Origin of the sequence: Niastella koreensis GR20-10 (genome assembly GCF_000246855.1) — a bacterium.
Lineage (GTDB): Bacteria > Bacteroidota > Bacteroidia > Chitinophagales > Chitinophagaceae > Niastella > Niastella koreensis.
The window spans coordinates 5,863,579-5,882,487 of sequence record NC_016609.1 but is presented as its reverse complement, the minus strand read 5'-3'; the positions used below and the strand labels follow the sequence as shown (position 1 = coordinate 5,882,487).

Here is an 18,909-nt window from a genome sequence, read left to right as displayed (position 1 = left end):
TCAGGGCAAAACAACGGGTTGGTCGATTCGATAACCTGGTTGATCTATTTTATAAAATTGTTTGAAGTACACAGAAATATTTTTACCTGCCGAATTATAAAATTAAAAACTGACGCATGTGAAAATGCCGGCCGTGACCAGGGCAAATCGGCTTACCCGGGTCACTGGCAATGTTTTAAAAAAACAGAATTTTAAAAAACTTAAAATGAAGAATGTTCTAGTTTACTCCCTGGCCCTTGTGATTGCTACAGCACCACTGCTCATTAACACTGCTTGTAATAAGAGTTCCAGCAGTTCAAGCGACTTAGTGGGTAACTGGGCAATCAGTGATTATTTTGACGGTCCTGCCCGTAGCGAAGCGGTGTTGTTCCAAATTGCCGACACGGTGTTTGTTGGCACTGGTTTATCTGATACCAAACGTTTTCAAGACTTCTGGAAATATTCCCTTGATAAAAGATACTGGACAAAGATCAAAGATTTCCCTGGTGGCGTGCGCAGTTCAGCCGTTGCTTTCGCCCTGGGTAAAAAAGGTTATGTAGGACTTGGTTACGATCTGAACGCAGTGTATACCGGCGACTTCTGGCAATACAGTGTAGACAGCAATGGCTGGGCGCCCAGAAATCCATTCGGCGGTACTGCGCGTGTTGATGCTACTGCGTTTGTTGCCGGTGGTAATGCTTATGTTGCCTGCGGTTACGACGACAACTACCTGAAAGATGTTTGGCAATACAACCAGGCTGCCGACAGCTGGACCCAAAAAGCCGGCATCAGCGGCGCCAAAAGAAAAGATGCGCAAACTTTCACCATCGATGGTAAAGTATACCTGATCAGTGGTAATAACAATGGTACTGCCCAGAACGATATGCAGGTGTATGACCCGGCCGGCGATACCTGGACCCAACTGAAAAAACTCACCAACGTAAGCGACCAGAGCTACGATGATAAATACACTTCCATCATCCGTTACAATGGCGTTGGTTTTGTAATGAATGGTAAAGGTTACCTGGCCACTGGTGAAAACGGAAGCCTGAACTCTCATACCTGGGAGTACGATCCTGCTGCTGACCAATGGACTGAAAAGACTGCCTTTGAAGGAACTGCCCGTACCGGCGCTTTAGGCTTTGCCCTGGCCAACGGTACCCGTGGTTTTGTAATGGCCGGCCGCAGTGGTACTGCGCCTTTTGATAACATGTACGAATGGCAACCTACTATCAGTGTTATTACAACGGACAATTAGTAAACATCAAATATTTGTACTGCTGGCAGCTTTAGTAATTGCTGCCGGCAGTACTTTTTATATCCTGGTTAAAAAGAAACCAGCCCCTCCCGCCCATACCTTACATTACTCCACTTTTCACACCGGTCATGGCTGGGGCTACGATATCCTGGTTGATACCCACATCGTGATCCATCAGCCCATGCAGCCCGGCAAATCGGGCTATGATGGCTATCCCACCGAATCGGCTGCACAAGCCGAAGCCCAAAATGTTATAGAAAGTATAAAGTCAGGTACTCATCCCTTCTTTGGGCAAAAGCAGACGCAACGTCCTGGCGTCTCAAGTGCTCAACCGAAGTAATGACGAAGGACAAGATCCGGGCAGCCCTTGCATCTTTGCTGGGGTTTAAACCGGTAAAAACAGTTAAACTCAAACTGCTGGTAGTTAGCGTGCATGTTTTGCTCTGGGGCCTGTTTCTCATTGTGCCCCTGTTCATTTACCGTATCCGCATCCCGGATGCGAGTTTTTACTATCGCGAGATCATCAATAAGTCCTTCCTCATCGGGTTATTCTATCTTAATTTTTATTATTTGTTACCCCGCTTATTCCGCGACCGGAAAATAGTTCCCTATGTTTTAAACCTGCTGGCCGCACTGGCCATCTTATGCATTCAGCAGCTCAGTCTGGAAATATATGTTTTAAAGACACTTGCCAAACGGTTTCCGCAGTTTGAACGTATGTCATCCCGGCCGGTGATGGCCAAAGCAACGCGGTTGCCTGGTTTTCAGTTTGGGACGGGTACTAACGTAAATGGGGCCGTGCAGGTAAATATGCCGGGTACTGATGAGGAAGTGCCGCCGCCATTTGTGCATGAACCATACCCGCGCATGCTGTACATGATTGCGTTGAAAGATGCGCTGAGCTCGGGAATTGTTATCCTGTTGTTAAGCGGAACTATAAAACTGGCGCATTCGCTGTTCATTAGTGAGAAACAGAAAAAAATACTGGAGAACGAACGGCTGAATGCAGAACTGAATTTTCTGAAACTGCAGATAAACCCGCATTTCCTGTTCAATACACTAAACAGTATTTATTCGCAGGCGCATTTTAGATCGGAACAAACCGAGCACAGCATTTTGAAGTTCTCGCGCATTATGCGGTATGTACTGTACGATTCGGCCACTGAAAAAATTTGTTTGTCGCAGGACCTGGAGTACATCAGCAATTACATCGACCTGCAGCAATTGCGGTTATCGAAGAACATTACGGTTCAATACAACGTAACCGGCGGGGTAGCCGGGTTGTCGATTGCGCCGCTGCTGTTGATCACGTTCATTGAAAATGCCTTTAAACACGGAATCAGTTACACCGCACCATCAGAAATAAAAATAGCCATTGCCGTTACGGGTAAGGAGCTATCGCTAACAGTGGGAAACGCCATTAACCGGTTAAACAGGGAGGCCACCGGTGGGGTAGGGCTCATCAATGCCCACAGAAGGCTGGATGTATTGTACCCCAACCGCCATCACCTGGATGTGATGGAGACCGATCACCTGTATATTGTTAATCTGAAAATTGAATTGGACCATGAAAGTTAATTGTCTCATTATCGATGATGAACCCTGGGCGCTCGACCTGTTAGAAGATTTTATTCAAAAGGTCCCGTATTTGAACCTGGTAGCCCGTTGTGAGGGGCCGGTGGCAGCGTTCCCCTATTTTGAAAAAGAAGAAATTGACCTGGTATTGCTGGATATCCGCATGCCCGACCTGAGCGGTACCCAGTTTTTGAAAACCCTGAATAAAAAACCGGCCGTGATCTTTGTTACGGCGCACAATGAGTTTGCGGTGGAAGGATTTGAACTGGATGCCATCGATTATTTATTAAAGCCTGTTCCCTTCGACCGGTTTATGGCCGCCGTAAATAAAGCGTATGAGTATATCAGCTATAGAAAGGCGAAATCCGTGTTGAAGAAAGACGACTTCCTGTTTATAAAAACCTCGCACAAGATCCAGAAGATCTTTTACAGCGACATCCTGTACCTGGAAGGCCTGAAAGATTATACCAAAATTCACCTGGTAGACAGCAAGAAGCCATTTGTTACGTTGCAAAGCCTCAAGTACTTCGAGAACCGCCTGCCGCACGATGAGTTCATCCGCATTCACCGGTCGTATATCATTTCTTTACGAAAAGTAGATACGGTTTCCCGTAAGGCGGTGTTGCTGGGAGAAACGGAGTTGCCCTGCAGTGAGCATTATCGTAATGTGTTGTATTCCATAATAGGGGAAAAATTGTAAAGATAACGGGCTGTGGTGGTTTACAGGTGAAGGCTATAAGCTGTAAGCCATAAGCTGTAAGCAATACACCACTGCGCGGCAGCGCTTACAGCTGTTTCCGTTGCCGCGACGGCTTACAGCTTACAGCTTACAGCTTACAGCTTACAGCTTACAGCTTGCTTACAGCTTACAGCTTACAGCTGTTTTGCGCTAAGGAAATTAGTAATTAAAAATAAATGCTTATATTTGGAAAATCAAAAAACCAGGTATAACCATGTCTTATCCCGCATCACTGATAGCCTTTGCCTTTGTAAAAAAAGGCATCGATGAGGGGAAGTTTGTAACCCAAATGAAGTTGCAAAAGCTGGTATATTTTGCACAGGGGGTACATCTTGCCAAATACCATACCCCGCTTATCACTGAAACCTTCCAGGCCTGGATGTACGGCCCGGTAATCCCCGAAATATATCAGAACTTTAAATTATACGGCAGCAGGCCCATCACCGATACCATTGAGTTTACGCCCAGCCCAAGTTTTACGCCCCCGTTAAAGCTCAATGCCCAGGCCCTCGATACCATCAACTATGCCTGGGAAGTCTTAAAAGATTTCTCCGCTATGAGCCTTAGCAATTGGACACATCAGCCCGATGGTCCATGGTCGAAGGTGTATGTGCCCGAAGTAAAAGATACCCCTATCAGCAACACCGATATTAAACAATACTTCGAAAAATTGCTTATCCGGGCCTGATGAATATACCTTCCAATTCTGACGTTGCTCCTGTAAACAGGGCAAAGGATCTTTTGCAGCCATTATTAGAGGATACCACCAATACCAGGGTGGATACCAGGGAGGCGAACGTAAAAGAGGTGAAAGGATTAGACATGGAGGAGGAGTTCGCCAGGGCGCAGCTGAAAAGGCTGTTGGATGATAACATGGCGCGTAAAGTGTTCAGCATCATTATTTTTGCCATCACCGTATTGTGGATGTTCCTGGTGTTATTCATCGTGGTGCAATGCAGCCGCAAGGCGTTTCACCTGAGCGATGGCGTGCTGATAGCCCTGATTACCACTACCACCGCTAATGTGTTTGGATTCTTCTATGTAGTAGTGAATTACCTGTTTAATAAGGATAAATCCACGTAAGCTGTAAGCTGCAAGCATAAAGCCAAAAGCCCTCAGCGCGGCAACTCTGAACTCCGAACTCCGAACTCTGAACTCGGAACTCTGAACTCGGAACCTGGAACTCTGAACCCGGAACTCTGAACTCGGAACTCTGAACTCGGAACTTGGAACTCGGAACTCTGAACTTGGAACTCTGAACCTGGAACTTGGATAAGTTTTCCACAAAATCCACTCCCGGACTGGTTATTGTTGGGTAAAAGGGCTATTTTTAAAAGATTCTGTTCGGCCCATGCAAAAACCATTAATCGAAATACCGGGAAAACGGCTATGCCTGTTCCTGTTGGTAGGCGTTGTAGCTTTACAATCGGCTTTCACCCCAGCCCTGGCAGGTGAAAGAACGGCCAATGGCCCGTATTCGGTACACTCCGATACCTCAGCAGGCGCCTCCCTTACTTCGCATATATTTTCCATCGTAAGCAAACTGAATGTGTACGACAGCCTGCATTTACAGGAAATGGGTTTGTCGAAAAAAGTATTTACCATGGCCCTGAAAGGCATGGCCAAACTGGTTAAAACCAAACACATCAAAGACAACCTGCTGGCGATTGTTGATTTCAGTCAGCCCAGCATAAACAAAAGGCTGTATGTGATTGACCTGAACACCTATCAGTTGTTATACAATACGTATGTGGCCCATGGGATGAAAACCGGAAAGGACAAGGCCATCAGCTTCAGTAATAAAATGTCGAGCAACAAAAGCAGCCTGGGTTTTTATGTAACAGGCATGGCCTACAATGGCAGTAACGGTTATTCGCTGAAATTGCTGGGCATGGAAAAAGGCATCAATGACTACGCCATGAAGCGGGGCATTGTGATCCATGGGGCCGACTATGTAAGTGAAGATCTCATCAACAGCCAGGGTTATATCGGCCGCAGCTGGGGCTGCCCCGCCGTAGCGCCCGAGGTTTCCCAACCTTTAATAGACCTGCTCAAAGAAGGAAGCTGTTTGTTTATTTATGCCTCCAATAATGCTTACCAGAGTAAGTCATCCCTCGTTAAATAATTTTTCCCGGTTTTCAGTTCCGGGTTCGGAGTTCCGAGTTCCAAGTTCCGAGTTCCGGGTTCGGAGTTCGGAGTTCCGGGTTCAGAGTTCAGAGAACCTGGAACCTGGAACTTGAAACCCGGTAAGTTGTTAACATCCAATACAATTAGTGGTAGTAAAAAAGCGTTTCAATAGAAGGCGCATCCTGTTATCTTTGCGCCTTTAATTGTATATATGCTAAAGATCGGTGTATTCGGTGTAGGACATCTTGGGAAGTTTCATTTGAATAACTGGAAGGAAATCAAAGAGGTAGAGGTGGTGGGATTTTACGATCCCAACGACGATGCCGCCCAGGATGTTACAGAAAAGTACCAGATTCCCCGTTTTCTGGATGTTGAACGGCTTATAGATGCCGTGGATGTTATAGACGTTATTGCGCCCACCCAACAGCATTTCGGGCTTGCCAAACAGGCCATCAGAAAAGGCAAACACGTGTTCCTGGAAAAACCAATGGCCCATACCATGCAGGAGGCCCAGGAACTGGTGAACCTGGTGCAGGAATCGCGTATCAAGTTGCAGGTAGGGCATGTGGAGCGGTTCAACCCCGCATTTTTAGCAGTAAAACAAATGGACCTGAACCCCATGTTTATTGAAGTGCACCGCCTGGCGCAGTTCAATGTACGGGGTACCGAAGTGAGCGTTATCCTGGATCTGATGATTCACGATATAGACATTATCCTGAGCCTGGTGAAGAGTGAAGTAAAGCAGATCTCGGCCAGCGGCGTGGCGGTAATGACCGATACCCCTGACATTGCCAATGTACGCATAGAGTTCAACAACGGCTGTGTGGCCAATCTCACTTCCAGCCGGATTTCGATGAAGAAAATGCGAAAGATGCGCGTTTTCCAAAAAGATGCTTACATTGGGATCGACTTTCTGAACAAGAAGTCGGAGATCATCAAGTTAAAGTCACCCCAGGATGTTGACGCCTTTTCCTTCGACCTGGATACCCAGTATGGTAAAAAGACCATTGCGGTGGTAAATCCCCAGGTGCCCGAAGTGAACGCGATAAAAAGAGAATTGGAATCTTTTCGCGATGCGATACTGAACAATACACCCACGGCGGTATCTGAAGTAGATGGATACCGGGCCATGGATGTAGCACACCAGATTTTACAAAAGATCAAAAACAATAATATCACAGTGTAACCCTACTGATGCTTTCCGTTAAACGTATCCATAGTACCTGGTACCTGCTTGGCGACTACTTGGCAGCCACAATGGCCTGGATCGTTCTGTACTTTACCCGGCGGTATTTGTTACACGAAAATCTTTTCTTTGAACACGAGATCTACCTCAATAACCGCTTCTGGTTTGGCATCACTTTAGTTCCTCTTACCTGGATCTTCCTGTACGCGCTGGTTGGCGCCTATCACTCCCTGTATAATAAAGGAAGGTTAAATGAATTTCTGATAACCCTGCTTTGTTGTATTATTGGGTGCACCACCATTTTCTTTGCCATTGTAATCAACGACCCGCAAAAGGATTATACCTATTTTTATAAAGCCCTCTCGGCCTATGTGTTTGCCCAGTGGGTGTTCACCTGGTCGCTCAGGGTGATTTTGCTGAACCTGGTAAAAAAACAACTGGTGCAGGGCCACATGCGTTTTAATACTTTGCTGGTAGGCGGTAATCATGTGGCCGAAAAGATCTACATTGATACCCGCGACGGATTGCGGACTGCAGGCTATCATTACACCGGGTATGTAAGCGTGGGCGAACCCAATGGCATCAGTAAACATATACCCTGGCATGGCTGGCTGCAGGACATGGAAAAAGTGATTGGCGAACGGGATATAAAACTGGTGGTGGTGGCCCTGGATAAAGAGGAAAAAGTGCAGGTGGAACGCGTGGTGGACAGGTTGAGTGACCTGGATGTGGAAGTAAAGATTGTGCCCGATGTGCTGGATATATTATCGGGATCGGTAAAAACCAGCAACCTGTTTGGCGCGGTGTTGACCGATATAAAATCGGGGTTGATGCCCCAGTGGCAACAGAATATAAAACGGGTGCTGGATGTTACAATAGCCCTGCTGGGCATTATATTGCTGTTACCCCTGATCCTGTATGTAATTATCAGGGTAAAAATGTGTTCACCGGGACCGGTGTTTTATTTGCAGGAGCGGATAGGGTACAAGGGCCGGCCGTTTAATATCTATAAGTTCCGGTCGATGTATCATGAGGCAGAATTGAACGGTCCGCAATTGTCATCGGCCACCGACAAACGGGTAACGCCCTGGGGACGCGTGATGCGCAAGTGGCGCCTGGATGAACTGCCCCAGCTGTGGAATATTTTAAAAGGGGAGATGAGCCTGGTTGGGCCAAGACCCGAAAGAGCGCATTACATCAACAAGATCCACCAGCAGGTGCCTTATTATTCGTACCTGTTGAAAGTAAAACCGGGTTTAACCTCCTGGGGCATGGTGCAGTTTGGGTATGCCGAGAATGTGGAAGAGATGATCAAAAGAATGAAGTACGACCTGATCTATATAGAAAATGTTTCCCTGGCGCTTGACTTCAAGATCATGGTGTATACGCTGCGAATTATATTTATGGGAGAAGGACGCTAATGCTAATGTGATAATTTGCTAATGTGCTAATGGAATGCCGCTCAGCGCGGCAACCCTGAACTGTGAACTTTGAACTAAGAACTAAGAACTAAGAACTTTCAAAAATACTATGAAAAGAATTTGTGCATTATTGATGATTGCGGGATTGCCTTTGTTAGGATTTACGCAAACTAATAATTACTGGCAACAGGAATTGCATTATAACATTCAGGTGGCATTAAATGAAAAGCAACATAGTTTAAAAGGCGGGTTGTCGGTAGAGTATATCAATCACTCCCCCGATACACTTAAGTTTATCTGGTTTCATTTATGGCCCAATGCCTATAAGAACAAGAACACGGCCATGGGTAAACAAATGGCCATCCTGAAGGCAAACGAAAAGCAGGGCAACCCGCTTGAAAAGAAAAAAGAAGTGGAGCATGAACCGGGTTATATAGACGGACTGAAGTTTGAAGTAAACAAACAGACCGCCGCCACAGAAAATGATACGGCTAATATAGATATGATAAAGGTGTTGCTGCCGCAACCTTTGTTGCCCGGCAAACAGGTAACCGTTACCACCCCGTTCAATGTAAAACTGCCGGATTATTACTCCAGATCGGGTTACAGCGGACAGCAATTCTTTGTTTGCCAGTGGTACCCCAAACCGGCAGTTTACGATACCAAAGGCTGGCATCCCATCCCCTACCTCGATCAGGGTGAGTTCTTCAGTGAGTACGGCAGTTTTAAAGTAGATATTACGGTTCCTGCCGAATATGTAATTGGCGCAACCGGTTCTTTACAAAATAAAGACGAGCTGGCTAAATACAAACAGATTGGCATCGAGAACAACAAGGATACAAAACTGGTGCTATACAAAACCAGCACGCCTGGTAAAACAAAGACCTTACAATACACCGGTGAGCGCATGCTGGATTTTGCCTGGTTTGCCGCCAAAGATTTTGTGGTACGCTACGATACCCTGCAACTGACCCCTGATAATACGATCGATGTATTCTCGTATGGCCAGCCCAATGGCAACAAAACCTGGAAGAACAGCACCAGTTATATAAAAGACGCCGTACGGCATTACTCCAAATGGATTGGCCAGTATCCATACCCGGTGGTACAGGCCGTAGAAGGACCGAAGAACCAGTCATCGGGCGGGATGGAGTACCCGACAATTACGTTAATTACCAGTCCGAACGCGAAGGAAGAGGAAATGGATGGCGTGATCACGCATGAAGTAGGGCATAACTGGTTTATGGGCATATTGGGCACCAACGAACGCCAGTATGCCTGGATGGACGAAGGCATCAACACGTATTACCAGTTCAGGTATGAAGCCGAAAAATACCGGAGCAACAGCATTCTTTCTTCCTATATACCAAAAGACATCAAAGAACTGTCTGAAGATGAGTTTCAGGCCCGCATTTATGAAGTGTTGAATTCGATCCCGGCCGAGCAGCCGATCAATACCCCTTCGGCGGCCTTTACCAGTAACGAAGACTATGGCATTGTTGAATATGTAAAAACTGCCGTGTGGATGTATACGCTGGAAGCTGCCCTGGGCCGCGACACGCTGGATAAAGGCATGCAGGCTTATTTTAAAGACTGGCAGTTTAAACATCCGCAACCGGAAGATCTGAAAAAAGAACTGGAAACAACTTCCGGCAAAAACCTCGATAAGCTATTCGACCTGTTGAATAAAGAGGGCAAGTTGTTCTAATGCTTTGAACGCTGAACGCTGAACTCGGAACTCTGAACTCGGAACTCGGAACTCTGAACTCGGAACTCTGAACTCTGAACTCGGAACTCGGAACTCTGAACTCGGAACTCTGAACTCTGAACTTTGAACTATGGACTGTTTATGAAAAAGCTTTACCTTCTATTACTTATATCGGTTATCGGTGCTTCGGCTATGAGCCAAAATGCCTACTGGCAACAGGAAGTGCATTATACCATCGATGTGTCGCTGAACGATACCGAACATTCGCTGGAAGGTTTTTTAAAGCTGCGTTACATCAATCATTCGCCCGACACGCTGCATTTTATCTGGTTTCATTTATGGCCCAATGCGTTTAAAAATGACAGAACGGCTTTCACCGAACAAACCCTGCAAAACGGCAAGACGGATTTTTATTTTTCACCCCGCGAAAAAAGAGGGTATATCAACCGGCTCGATTTCAGGGTGGCGAACAACACGTTGAAAACGGAAGATGATCAGCAATATATAGACATCATAAAAGTATACCTGCCCGCGCCTTTATTACCCGGACAGGAAACAGAAATAACCACACCGTTTCATGTGCAGTTGCCTGCTAATTTTTCACGCGGCGGCCATACCGGTCACAGCTACCAGGTAACGCAATGGTATCCCAAACCGGCGGTGTATGACCGCCTGGGCTGGCACCCCATGCCGTATCTTGATCAAGGCGAGTTTTATGGCGAGTTTGGCAGTTTTGATGTGCGCATTACGGTTCCGGATAAATATGTAGTAGCGGCTACCGGGGAATTGCAAGACGAAGCAGAGAAACGGTGGTTGGTGGAAAGGGCATCCTTTGTACCACCGGCGCCGGCGCCGAAAAAGAAAGGGTTTGCAGCAAAGCCGGTTGCGCATAAGCCGGCTTCAACGGCAAAGGGCAAAGGGCAAAAGGCAAAGGGGAAAACGGCAGACGGCAGACGGCAGCCGGCAAACAGAAAAAAGGCAAACGGCAATAATGAATTCCCGACAAGTCGGGATGGGCTAATAGGCGGAGGGTATAAGACCCCCCCTTCCGAAAACTGGCAGACCGGGGGGAGGCCCTTTAAAACCTTACAATACAAACAGGATAATGTACACGACTTTGCATGGTTTGCCGATTCCAACTTTGTAGTAAAGCAGGATACTATTCAACTATCGTCGGGCAGGGTAGTGCAGGCCATGAGTTTTTACTACTCGGCCAACAGCGAAGCCTGGAAGAAAAGCGTACAATATATAAAGGACGCGGTGCATTACAGGTCGAACCTGATAGGAGAGTATCCATATAATGTAGTAAGTGCGGTAGAAGCGAAAATGGGTTTTGAAGGCGGTATGGAGTATCCTACCATTACCAGTCTTTCCCCGGGCATGGACAGCAAGGAGCTGGACATGACCATTGAACATGAAGTGGGCCATAACTGGTTTATGGGAATTTTAGGCAGCAACGAGCGCGACCATCCCTGGATGGATGAAGGCGTGAACACCTATTTCGACGACCGGTACAAAGCCATCAAATACCCCGGCGCAGATTATCCGAAATGGATCGCTAACCGCTTGCCCGCTAACCTGAACGAACTGGCCATCGATGGCATAGCGAAGCTCAAAAAAGATCAGCCGGTTGAAACCATTGCTGCTGATTTTACCTTCGTGAATTACTTCATCATGGTGTATATGAAAACAGGAATACTGTTAAAACACCTGGAGAATGCCATGGGCACCCAACGCTTTGATAGTTGTATGCAGGCGTATTACAAACAATGGCAGTTTAAACATCCTTACCCAACAGATTTTAAGCAAAGCTTTACGGTAGGCGATGGAAAAGCCGTGAACAATTTCTTTGATTCGCTTGGGAAAAAGGGCGCAGTCACCACCATGGCGCATCCTAAAAAGATAAAACCGGTGTGGTTGTTCTCCCTGAAAAAATACGACAGTGTAAATTATATCAACATCATGCCATCGATCGGGTACAACGTGTACGATCATTTTATGATAGGGTTGGTATTACACAACTATAGCTTTCCTGCACACAACCTGCAGTATTTTCTGGCGCCGATGTATGCCACCGGAAGTAAAGAGTTGGTGGGGCTTGGCCGGGTAGGGTATACCTGGCGGCAGCCCAACAGCCTCTTTGATAAGATAGATCTGTCGGTAAGCGGCGCGCATTTTAGCACCCTCGATGGAACCGATAGCAATACCAATAAAATAACTGCCGGTTTTTATAAAGTAGCGCCCGCACTGCGGTTCACGTTTGCGAAAAAAGAACCGCGCAGCAGTATAGAGAAGTGGCTGGAGTGGCGCACCTTCCTGATCTGGGAGAATAATTTTAAGTATGTATTGGCCCGGGATGATAACTATTACCCAACAAAGGGCAAAACCACCAGGCGGTATTTGAACCAGGTAGCTTTTAACGTGGCCGATTACCGCGTGTTGTATCCATACGATGTGCAATTACAGGTACAGCAGGGCGATGGTTTTTACCGTGCTTCTGCCACCGGTAATTATTATTTCAATTATGCCAGCAGCGGTGGGTTGCAAATGCGGGTGTTTGCTGCCAAATTTGGTTATATAGGCGAGAAAACGGCTGCCAAACAATTCAGCACGTATAGCTATCAACCCAAACTTACCGCCGTTCGGGGCAATGAAGATTATACCTACAGCAATTATTTTATTGGGCGCAATGAAAATACCGGGCTGGCCAGTCAGCAGATCATGATGCGCGATGGCGGGTTGCATTTACGTACCGATCTTTTTCAGGGGTTGCAGGGCCGGTCAGACAACTGGGTTGCTTCGATGAACCTGGCTACTACTTTACCAAAAGGGCTGTTGCCGTTGCACCTGCCGGTAAAGATCTTTATGGATGCAGGCACCTATGCCGATGCCTGGAAGAAAGATGCACCCACCAGTCGTTTTTTGTATGTGGCCGGGTTACAGGTTACGGTGTTGAAAGACCTGCTGAATATTTATGCGCCTATCTTATACAGCAAGGAATTTAAGGATAACCTGAAAACGGTGCCTGAAGAAAATACTTTCTTTAAAAAGGTGAGTTTCAGTATAGACATTCACCGGTTTAATATTCATAAAGCAACAGATAATAAGATCCCGTTTTAGTATCTTACCGCCTTCATGTTGCAAAGCAACCTACAATATCTACATCGTAACCAGGTTGATACCGTTAAATGGGACCAATGTATAAACAAGGCTCCTAACGGGCTTATTTATGCCTTTTCTTTTTACCTGGATCATATGGCGCCCGGCTGGAGCGCGCTGGTATTGGGCGATTATGAAGCCGTGATGCCGTTGCCCATCAGAAAAAAAATGGGGGTTGCTTATATTTATAAACCCGGTTTTATTGCTTCATTAGGCGTGTTTGGTCCGGCGCTGACCCGCGACCTGGTTACGCAATTCATCCAGGCTATCCCTGCTTCCATAAAACTGATAGACACCTGTTTGAATGCAGGGAATATCTTTTCCAATCCGCCGGAGTTTACGAAGCTGCACAGCAATTTTATTTTGCCGTTGCAGCTGTCCTATGAGCAATTGTACAATGGGTATCGCAACAATATAAAACGCAACATAAAACGGGCGCAAAAGCTGAACAACCGGTATGCAACTGATGTGAAGGTAGAGGAGGTGCTGCGGTTAGCGCAACTGCAACCCGACCGTACCGGTCATTTTACCGAAGCCGATTATGCCAACTTCACCCGGTTGTATCATTACTTACACCAGCAACAAAAGGCCCTTGCCTGCGGAGTATATACGGAGGCCAATGAACTGGTAGCCTCCTGTGTGTATTTTTTTTCGCATAATCGGGCCTACTATATTTTAGTGGGGAACCATCCCAATGGCAGAACGCAGGGCGCTTCGCATTTTTTGATAGACCGGTATATCCATGACAATGCCGGCACCGGCTTATTGCTCGACTTTGAAGGGGGCGACTTCCGCAACCTGGCATTTTTTTACAGCAGTTTTGGGGCGCAACTGGAAGTATATCCTGCGCTTTATGTGAACAGGCTGCCCTGGTGGATGAAACTGCTGAGTGGAAAACCGGTTCAATAGGCAATGGACAGGAAATCCAATAACTTCTTCACTTTGTAATATGAATAAATCCTTCCAGCGGTTGAATGGCATATTGGAAGTAGGCAATGAACGAACCGTACAACTGATAGTTTACGGTGAAACCTGCATCCCGTAAACGTTGCAGATAATCTTTCAGGGCATAAATGCGAACATGGTCTTTTTGTCCGAACAGGGCTGACTGTTGTTTGGGGTCGTTGATATCGGGGACCTCCAATGTGTTGGAAATGCTTTCCGAAAAAGGCACCTGTAAGATGGCCCGTCCGCCGGGTTGTAAAACACGGTAAATTTCCCGCATGGCCAGCCGGTCGTTGGGAATATGCTCCATGATGTGATTGCCGATCACCAGGTCGAACGCGTTATCAGGAAATGGTAATTGAGTAGCATCGGCGTATTGAATGTGTTTATCTATCTTCTGGTAAAAACCGGGTGTGATGTCGGTGCTGGTAATAACAGCCTGCTGTTGCTTGAGGAAGGCAAACACTTTGGGTTCGGGCGACAGGTGCAAAATACGTTTACCGGCAACGGGTATTTGGGTAGCCAACAGGCCGATCACTAACCGTTCCCTGCTGGTGCTCAGGCACCAGGGGCATAACTCCTCCTCGCCATAACCTGCAATAACATGGTGTTTGTCAAGCGCCTGTTTATCTTCTGCAGCGGGGTAGCGTGGCGCAAATTTTTCATATTGTTTACCACAGCAGTTACAGGTAAAACCCCTGCCTTTATACGGCCGGTATTGCAAACGAAGGCGGGTGCGTTGTACGTATTGCAACAATCCCTGGTAATTGCCCTGCAGGAAATAGTACCAGCCGAGTTGTTTAAGTAAGTATAAAAGACGTTGTTTGATAAAATTGTTTTAAAGCATCAGGAACGATCATTTTCTTCCAGGATCTTTTCTGCCAGTAAAATATCCAATGGCCTGGTGATCTTGATATTGGAAGCTTCGCCTTCGATCAACTGAATGGGTATGCCCAGTTTTTCCACTACGCTGGCCTCGTCGGTGAACGAAGGATCGTAAGGTTGTTCAAAGGCTTTTTGTATGATGTTGCTGTAAAATGTTTGCGGGGTTTGAATGATGCGTACCTGTGAACGGTCGAGCAGGTGGTTGCCGTTGGCTGTTTCAATCCGCAGTGTATCGATGGGTTGAATGGCCGGAATGGCATTGCCTTTTTCAAGCGCAGCCTCGTAGCAACGATGAATGAGGTTGGTAGTGATCAAACATCTTACTGCATCATGAACAAAAACGATGGAAGTTTCGTTAATACAGGTAAGGCCATTTTTAACGGAATGATAGCGGGTTTCACCACCCACCGTGATCCTTATACGGGCGGGATTTGTAGTAGTGGCAACTATTTCTTCTCCGGTACGTACATAATCAGGTGGCAGTACAACAATGATGTCAAGATCGGGCCAGGCTTTCAGGAAAGTATTGAGCGAATGCCATAGCACTGGTTTACCACGCAAAGGCAGAAATTGTTTTGGGACAGCAGTACCCATGCGCAAACCGGACCCTCCGGCTACTATGACAGCGTATTTCTTCATTCAGTTCCTGGTTTAAAGCTCTAAGTTCAAAATATTCAGTTTGTTAATATTGACGCTTAGAATTTTAACATAGTTGATAAAAGGTGTTTTAACGGATTTTTTACTCGATTTTGAGTGACACAAAGTCGGTTCTGTCATCGTCAGGATCATGTTACTTTGAACGTAAAACCCGGAACCTGAAACCTGGAACCCGGAACTAGATTGAATCGCCCAGTTCGCGTTCAATTTCTTCCATGTGCAGGATGTCCCAGGCTTCGCTTTCAGTGGGTGCTATGTTTAACAATTCGAGTATTCCGGCATTGTCAAGTGCTTTCTCCACCTGTTTTTGCATACAGCAGATCACAAATGAGGCATTGTGCTCGTAAAACGATTGCTGGATAGTGACCAGGTGCTCACCGGCAGCGTTATCAATGTTTTGAGTGTCTTGTAAATTAAGCACCACGTTTTTAACTTCCTGTTTCAAGAGGGGCATTAAACAGGCATCCAATTCTTCTGTCATATTAGCAGATAAAACTGGCTCTTTGATTGTTATGGCATGGAATTTCTCACTGGTATCAATTTTGAACTGCATATTGACCTTTTAAGTACTTAAAAATAGCTGGCAACCGTTAATAAAAGGGAACAACATAATGTCAAAAATATTCGTTATTATTGTATAACACACAACAAATTATAAATAAAATGGACAACAATTTTTCAGCCCAGGTGAAGGAGATCATTTCTTTTAGCAGAGAGGAGGCTTTACGGCTTGGGAACGATTTTATCGGAACTGAACATTTGTTGCTGGGGTTGATCCGTGAAGGAGAGAACACTGCTGTCCGTATATTGAAAAGCTTTAATGTGGATCTGTACGAATTGCGGAAAGAGGTTGAACTGGCAGTAAAAGACAAGACCGGTAAAAACATTGCTAACATAAACAGTTTGCCACTCACCAAGCAGGCCGAAAAGGTGATACGTGTAACTGTGCTGGAAGCAAAAGCCCTAAAGAGTCCGACAGTTGAAACGGAACATTTAATGCTCTCCATTCTAAAGAATAAGGAAAACATAGCAACTCAAATCTTAAATCAGTTCGACGTGGATTACGATTTATTCAGAAACGAATTAGGCGTTGTTAAGAGCAACGACGTACGCAGTGAATATGCCGACGAGAACGAAGATGATTTTGATGATGAAAAGAAATACTCGCAGCAGAAATCACGTTCTGCCGGAAATACAAAAAGCAAAACACCGGTATTAGACAACTTTGGCCGCGATATTACACGTTTGGCAGAGAGTGGTGCCCTTGACCCTATCGTTGGACGTGAGGAAGAAATTGAAAGAGTATCGCAGATCCTGAGCCGTCGTAAAAAGAACAACCCGATCCTTATCGGTGAGCCTGGTGTAGGTAAAACCGCTATCGTTGAAGGTTTGGCCCTGCGTATCGTACAAAGAAAGGTATCAAGAGTATTGTTTGACAAACGGGTGATCTCATTAGACCTTGCTGCCCTCGTAGCAGGTACAAAATACCGCGGTCAGTTTGAAGAGCGCATGAAAGCGATCATGAATGAACTCGAAAAGAACAGGGATGTGATCCTGTTCATCGATGAAATTCATACCATCGTAGGCGCTGGTGGTGCAAGCGGATCACTCGATGCATCCAACATTTTTAAACCAGCCCTGGCCCGTGGCGAACTCCAATGCATTGGCGCATCTACCCTGGATGAGTACAGAATGTACATTGAAAAAGACGGCGCCCTCGATCGCCGCTTCCAGAAAGTAATGGTAGAACCACCAAGTGTTGATGAAACCATTCAGATCCTCAATAACATCAAATCCAAATACGAAGACTATCACAACGTTACTTACAGTGACGATGCGATCGATGCCTGCGTAAAACTGAGCGACCGTTACATTACCGATCGTTTATTGCCCGACAAAGCAATCGACGTAATGGATGAAGTAGGCGCCCGGGTGCACTTAAAGAACATCAACGTGCCTAAAGAGATCCTCGATCTGGAAAAGAAGATCGAAGATGTGAAGGTGGAAAAGAATAAAGTAGTAAAGAGCCAGAAGTTTGAAGAAGCTGCTTCTTTACGCGATACAGAAAAACGTTTGCAGGAAGACCTGGAAAAAGCGAAAGCAAGCTGGGAAGAAGAAAGCAAACACAAACGCTACCCGATAGACGACGAAGCTATTGCTGAAGTAGTGAGCATGATGACCGGTATCCCCGTTAAAAGGATGGTACAGGCAGAAAGCGAAAAACTACGTCGCATGGGTGAAGATATGCGCAGTATGGTGATCGGGCAGGATGATGCGATCGAGAAGGTGGTGAAAGCCATCCAGCGTAACCGCGTTGGGTTGAAAGATCCTAAAAAGCCGATCGGTACCTTTATCTTCCTCGGACCTACCGGTGTTGGTAAAACCGAGCTGGCACGTTCACTGGCCCGCTACATGTTCGACTCGGAAGATGCGCTGATCCGCATAGACATGAGTGAATACATGGAAAAATTCACCGTGAGCCGATTGATTGGTGCGCCTCCGGGATATGTAGGTTATGAAGAAGGCGGTCAGTTAACTGAGAAAGTTCGCCGTAAACCATACTCGGTGATACTGCTTGATGAAATTGAAAAAGCACACCCCGATATTTACAACATCCTGTTACAGGTGTTGGACGATGGTCAGTTGACCGATGGCTTAGGCAGAAGGGTAGACTTCAAGAATACTACCATTATCATGACCTCAAATATAGGTGTGCGTCAGTTGAAAGATTTCGGGGATGGTGTAGGTTTCGCTACCCAGGCCCGTACACAAAACGCCAATGAAAATAACAAAGCTGTTATTGAAAAGGCGTTGAAGCGTACTTTCTCGCCTGAGTTCCTGAACCGTATCGATGATGTGATCATCTTCAATTCGTTGAATAAAGACAACATCTTCCAGATCATCGACATCCTGATGAAAGGGGTAATGAAACGGTTAGCTAACTTAGGGTTCACCATGGAGTTAACTACAGAAGCCAAAAACTTCATCGCTGAAAAAGGTTACGATGTACAGTTTGGCGCCCGTCCATTACACAGGGCCATCCAGAAATACCTGGAAGATCCCCTTGCAGAAGAGATCCTGAGCCTGCATATTAAACAAGGCGACACACTGTTGGCCGACCTTGACAAAGAGAACTCCAAGATCAGGTTCACTTTGAAAACGGCAAAGGAAAAATCTGAAGCGTCATAAGTATTAACACACAAGGATTAACATAATAAAGGTGAGTCGCCCTCAGTGGACGGCCCACCTTTTTTTTATTCATTTTCCCCG

The 18,909-nt window shown here is 46.1% G+C and carries 16 protein-coding genes; 13 read left to right on the top strand and 3 right to left on the bottom strand.

Annotated elements, in window-relative coordinates:
* Positions 1–205: 205 nt before the first annotated feature.
* The 12 genes from NIAKO_RS23285 to NIAKO_RS23230 all read left to right on the top strand — a co-directional run bounded on the left by NIAKO_RS23285 (position 206) and on the right by NIAKO_RS23230 (position 14,061).
* Positions 206–1,237: a Kelch repeat-containing protein gene (locus tag NIAKO_RS23285; RefSeq protein WP_041347186.1), complete on the top strand. Its 1,032-nt coding sequence runs from the start codon at positions 206–208 to the stop codon at positions 1,235–1,237.
* Complete coding sequence (locus NIAKO_RS23280) at positions 1,215–1,577, top strand: DUF4907 domain-containing protein (protein ID WP_014220907.1); 363 nt, start codon at positions 1,215–1,217, stop codon at positions 1,575–1,577. The genes NIAKO_RS23285 and NIAKO_RS23280 overlap by 23 nt, the downstream gene beginning before the upstream one ends.
* Complete coding sequence (locus NIAKO_RS37110) at positions 1,577–2,815, top strand: sensor histidine kinase (protein ID WP_014220906.1); 1,239 nt, start codon at positions 1,577–1,579, stop codon at positions 2,813–2,815. The genes NIAKO_RS23280 and NIAKO_RS37110 overlap by 1 nt, the downstream gene beginning before the upstream one ends.
* Positions 2,805–3,512, top strand: coding sequence for a LytR/AlgR family response regulator transcription factor (locus NIAKO_RS23270; RefSeq protein WP_014220905.1), 708 nt, complete (start codon positions 2,805–2,807; stop codon positions 3,510–3,512). Before NIAKO_RS37110 ends, NIAKO_RS23270 begins: the two co-directional genes overlap by 11 nt.
* Before the next feature lie 253 nt (positions 3,513–3,765).
* On the top strand, positions 3,766–4,239 hold the full coding sequence (locus tag NIAKO_RS37105; protein ID WP_014220904.1) for a Panacea domain-containing protein: 474 nt from the start codon (positions 3,766–3,768) through the stop codon (positions 4,237–4,239).
* The gene (locus NIAKO_RS23260) at positions 4,239–4,634 is read left to right on the top strand and encodes a hypothetical protein (RefSeq protein WP_014220903.1); all 396 of its coding nucleotides are present in this window, start codon (positions 4,239–4,241) and stop codon (positions 4,632–4,634) included. Before NIAKO_RS37105 ends, NIAKO_RS23260 begins: the two co-directional genes overlap by 1 nt.
* A 268-nt stretch (positions 4,635–4,902) precedes the next feature.
* A complete protein-coding gene (locus NIAKO_RS23255; protein ID WP_014220902.1) occupies positions 4,903–5,676 on the top strand; it encodes a murein L,D-transpeptidase catalytic domain family protein in 774 nt (257 codons plus the stop codon).
* A gap of 213 nt (positions 5,677–5,889) precedes the next feature.
* Positions 5,890–6,864: a Gfo/Idh/MocA family protein gene (locus NIAKO_RS23250; RefSeq protein ID WP_014220901.1), complete on the top strand. Its 975-nt coding sequence runs from the start codon at positions 5,890–5,892 to the stop codon at positions 6,862–6,864.
* 8 nt (positions 6,865–6,872) lie between these two features.
* A complete protein-coding gene (locus NIAKO_RS23245; RefSeq protein ID WP_014220900.1) occupies positions 6,873–8,285 on the top strand; it encodes an exopolysaccharide biosynthesis polyprenyl glycosylphosphotransferase in 1,413 nt (470 codons plus the stop codon).
* Positions 8,286–8,394: 109 nt separating this feature from the next.
* The gene (locus NIAKO_RS23240; RefSeq protein ID WP_014220899.1) at positions 8,395–9,993 is read left to right on the top strand and encodes a M1 family metallopeptidase; all 1,599 of its coding nucleotides are present in this window, start codon (positions 8,395–8,397) and stop codon (positions 9,991–9,993) included.
* A gap of 141 nt (positions 9,994–10,134) precedes the next feature.
* A complete protein-coding gene (locus tag NIAKO_RS37100; protein ID WP_049815591.1) occupies positions 10,135–13,113 on the top strand; it encodes a M1 family metallopeptidase in 2,979 nt (992 codons plus the stop codon).
* Between the two features lie 15 nt (positions 13,114–13,128).
* Positions 13,129–14,061: a GNAT family N-acetyltransferase gene (locus tag NIAKO_RS23230; RefSeq protein WP_014220897.1), complete on the top strand. Its 933-nt coding sequence runs from the start codon at positions 13,129–13,131 to the stop codon at positions 14,059–14,061.
* A gap of 28 nt (positions 14,062–14,089) precedes the next feature.
* Here the strand turns inward: NIAKO_RS23230 and NIAKO_RS37095 are convergent, their stop codons facing one another.
* From NIAKO_RS37095 to NIAKO_RS23215, 3 genes are all read right to left on the bottom strand, one after another.
* Positions 14,090–14,854 (bottom strand): class I SAM-dependent methyltransferase, encoded by a 765-nt coding sequence (locus tag NIAKO_RS37095; protein ID WP_014220896.1) that lies wholly within the window; start codon positions 14,852–14,854, stop codon positions 14,090–14,092.
* 89 nt (positions 14,855–14,943) lie between these two features.
* Positions 14,944–15,621 (bottom strand): 2-C-methyl-D-erythritol 4-phosphate cytidylyltransferase, encoded by a 678-nt coding sequence (locus NIAKO_RS23220; protein ID WP_014220895.1) that lies wholly within the window; start codon positions 15,619–15,621, stop codon positions 14,944–14,946.
* Between the two features lie 196 nt (positions 15,622–15,817).
* Complete coding sequence (locus tag NIAKO_RS23215) at positions 15,818–16,192, bottom strand: STAS domain-containing protein (RefSeq protein WP_014220894.1); 375 nt, start codon at positions 16,190–16,192, stop codon at positions 15,818–15,820.
* Between the two features lie 110 nt (positions 16,193–16,302).
* Between NIAKO_RS23215 and NIAKO_RS23210 the strand changes: the two genes are divergently transcribed.
* Positions 16,303–18,828 (top strand): ATP-dependent Clp protease ATP-binding subunit, encoded by a 2,526-nt coding sequence (locus NIAKO_RS23210; protein ID WP_014220893.1) that lies wholly within the window; start codon positions 16,303–16,305, stop codon positions 18,826–18,828.
* The last annotated feature ends 81 nt before the right edge of the window (positions 18,829–18,909 follow it).

Coding starts and splice junctions, on each gene's coding strand:
- NIAKO_RS37100 (WP_049815591.1), top strand. CDS start 10,135: ATGAAAAAGCTTTACCTTCTATTACTTATATCGGTTATCGGTGCTTCG.
- NIAKO_RS23245 (WP_014220900.1), top strand. CDS start 6,873: ATGCTTTCCGTTAAACGTATCCATAGTACCTGGTACCTGCTTGGCGAC.
- NIAKO_RS23285 (WP_041347186.1), top strand. CDS start 206: ATGAAGAATGTTCTAGTTTACTCCCTGGCCCTTGTGATTGCTACAGCA.
- NIAKO_RS23250 (WP_014220901.1), top strand. CDS start 5,890: ATGCTAAAGATCGGTGTATTCGGTGTAGGACATCTTGGGAAGTTTCAT.
- NIAKO_RS23255 (WP_014220902.1), top strand. CDS start 4,903: ATGCAAAAACCATTAATCGAAATACCGGGAAAACGGCTATGCCTGTTC.
- NIAKO_RS23260 (WP_014220903.1), top strand. CDS start 4,239: ATGAATATACCTTCCAATTCTGACGTTGCTCCTGTAAACAGGGCAAAG.
- NIAKO_RS37105 (WP_014220904.1), top strand. CDS start 3,766: ATGTCTTATCCCGCATCACTGATAGCCTTTGCCTTTGTAAAAAAAGGC.
- NIAKO_RS23230 (WP_014220897.1), top strand. CDS start 13,129: ATGTTGCAAAGCAACCTACAATATCTACATCGTAACCAGGTTGATACC.
- NIAKO_RS23270 (WP_014220905.1), top strand. CDS start 2,805: ATGAAAGTTAATTGTCTCATTATCGATGATGAACCCTGGGCGCTCGAC.
- NIAKO_RS23215 (WP_014220894.1), bottom strand. CDS start 16,192: ATGCAGTTCAAAATTGATACCAGTGAGAAATTCCATGCCATAACAATC.
- NIAKO_RS37110 (WP_014220906.1), top strand. CDS start 1,577: ATGACGAAGGACAAGATCCGGGCAGCCCTTGCATCTTTGCTGGGGTTT.
- NIAKO_RS23240 (WP_014220899.1), top strand. CDS start 8,395: ATGAAAAGAATTTGTGCATTATTGATGATTGCGGGATTGCCTTTGTTA.
- NIAKO_RS23210 (WP_014220893.1), top strand. CDS start 16,303: ATGGACAACAATTTTTCAGCCCAGGTGAAGGAGATCATTTCTTTTAGC.
- NIAKO_RS23220 (WP_014220895.1), bottom strand. CDS start 15,621: ATGAAGAAATACGCTGTCATAGTAGCCGGAGGGTCCGGTTTGCGCATG.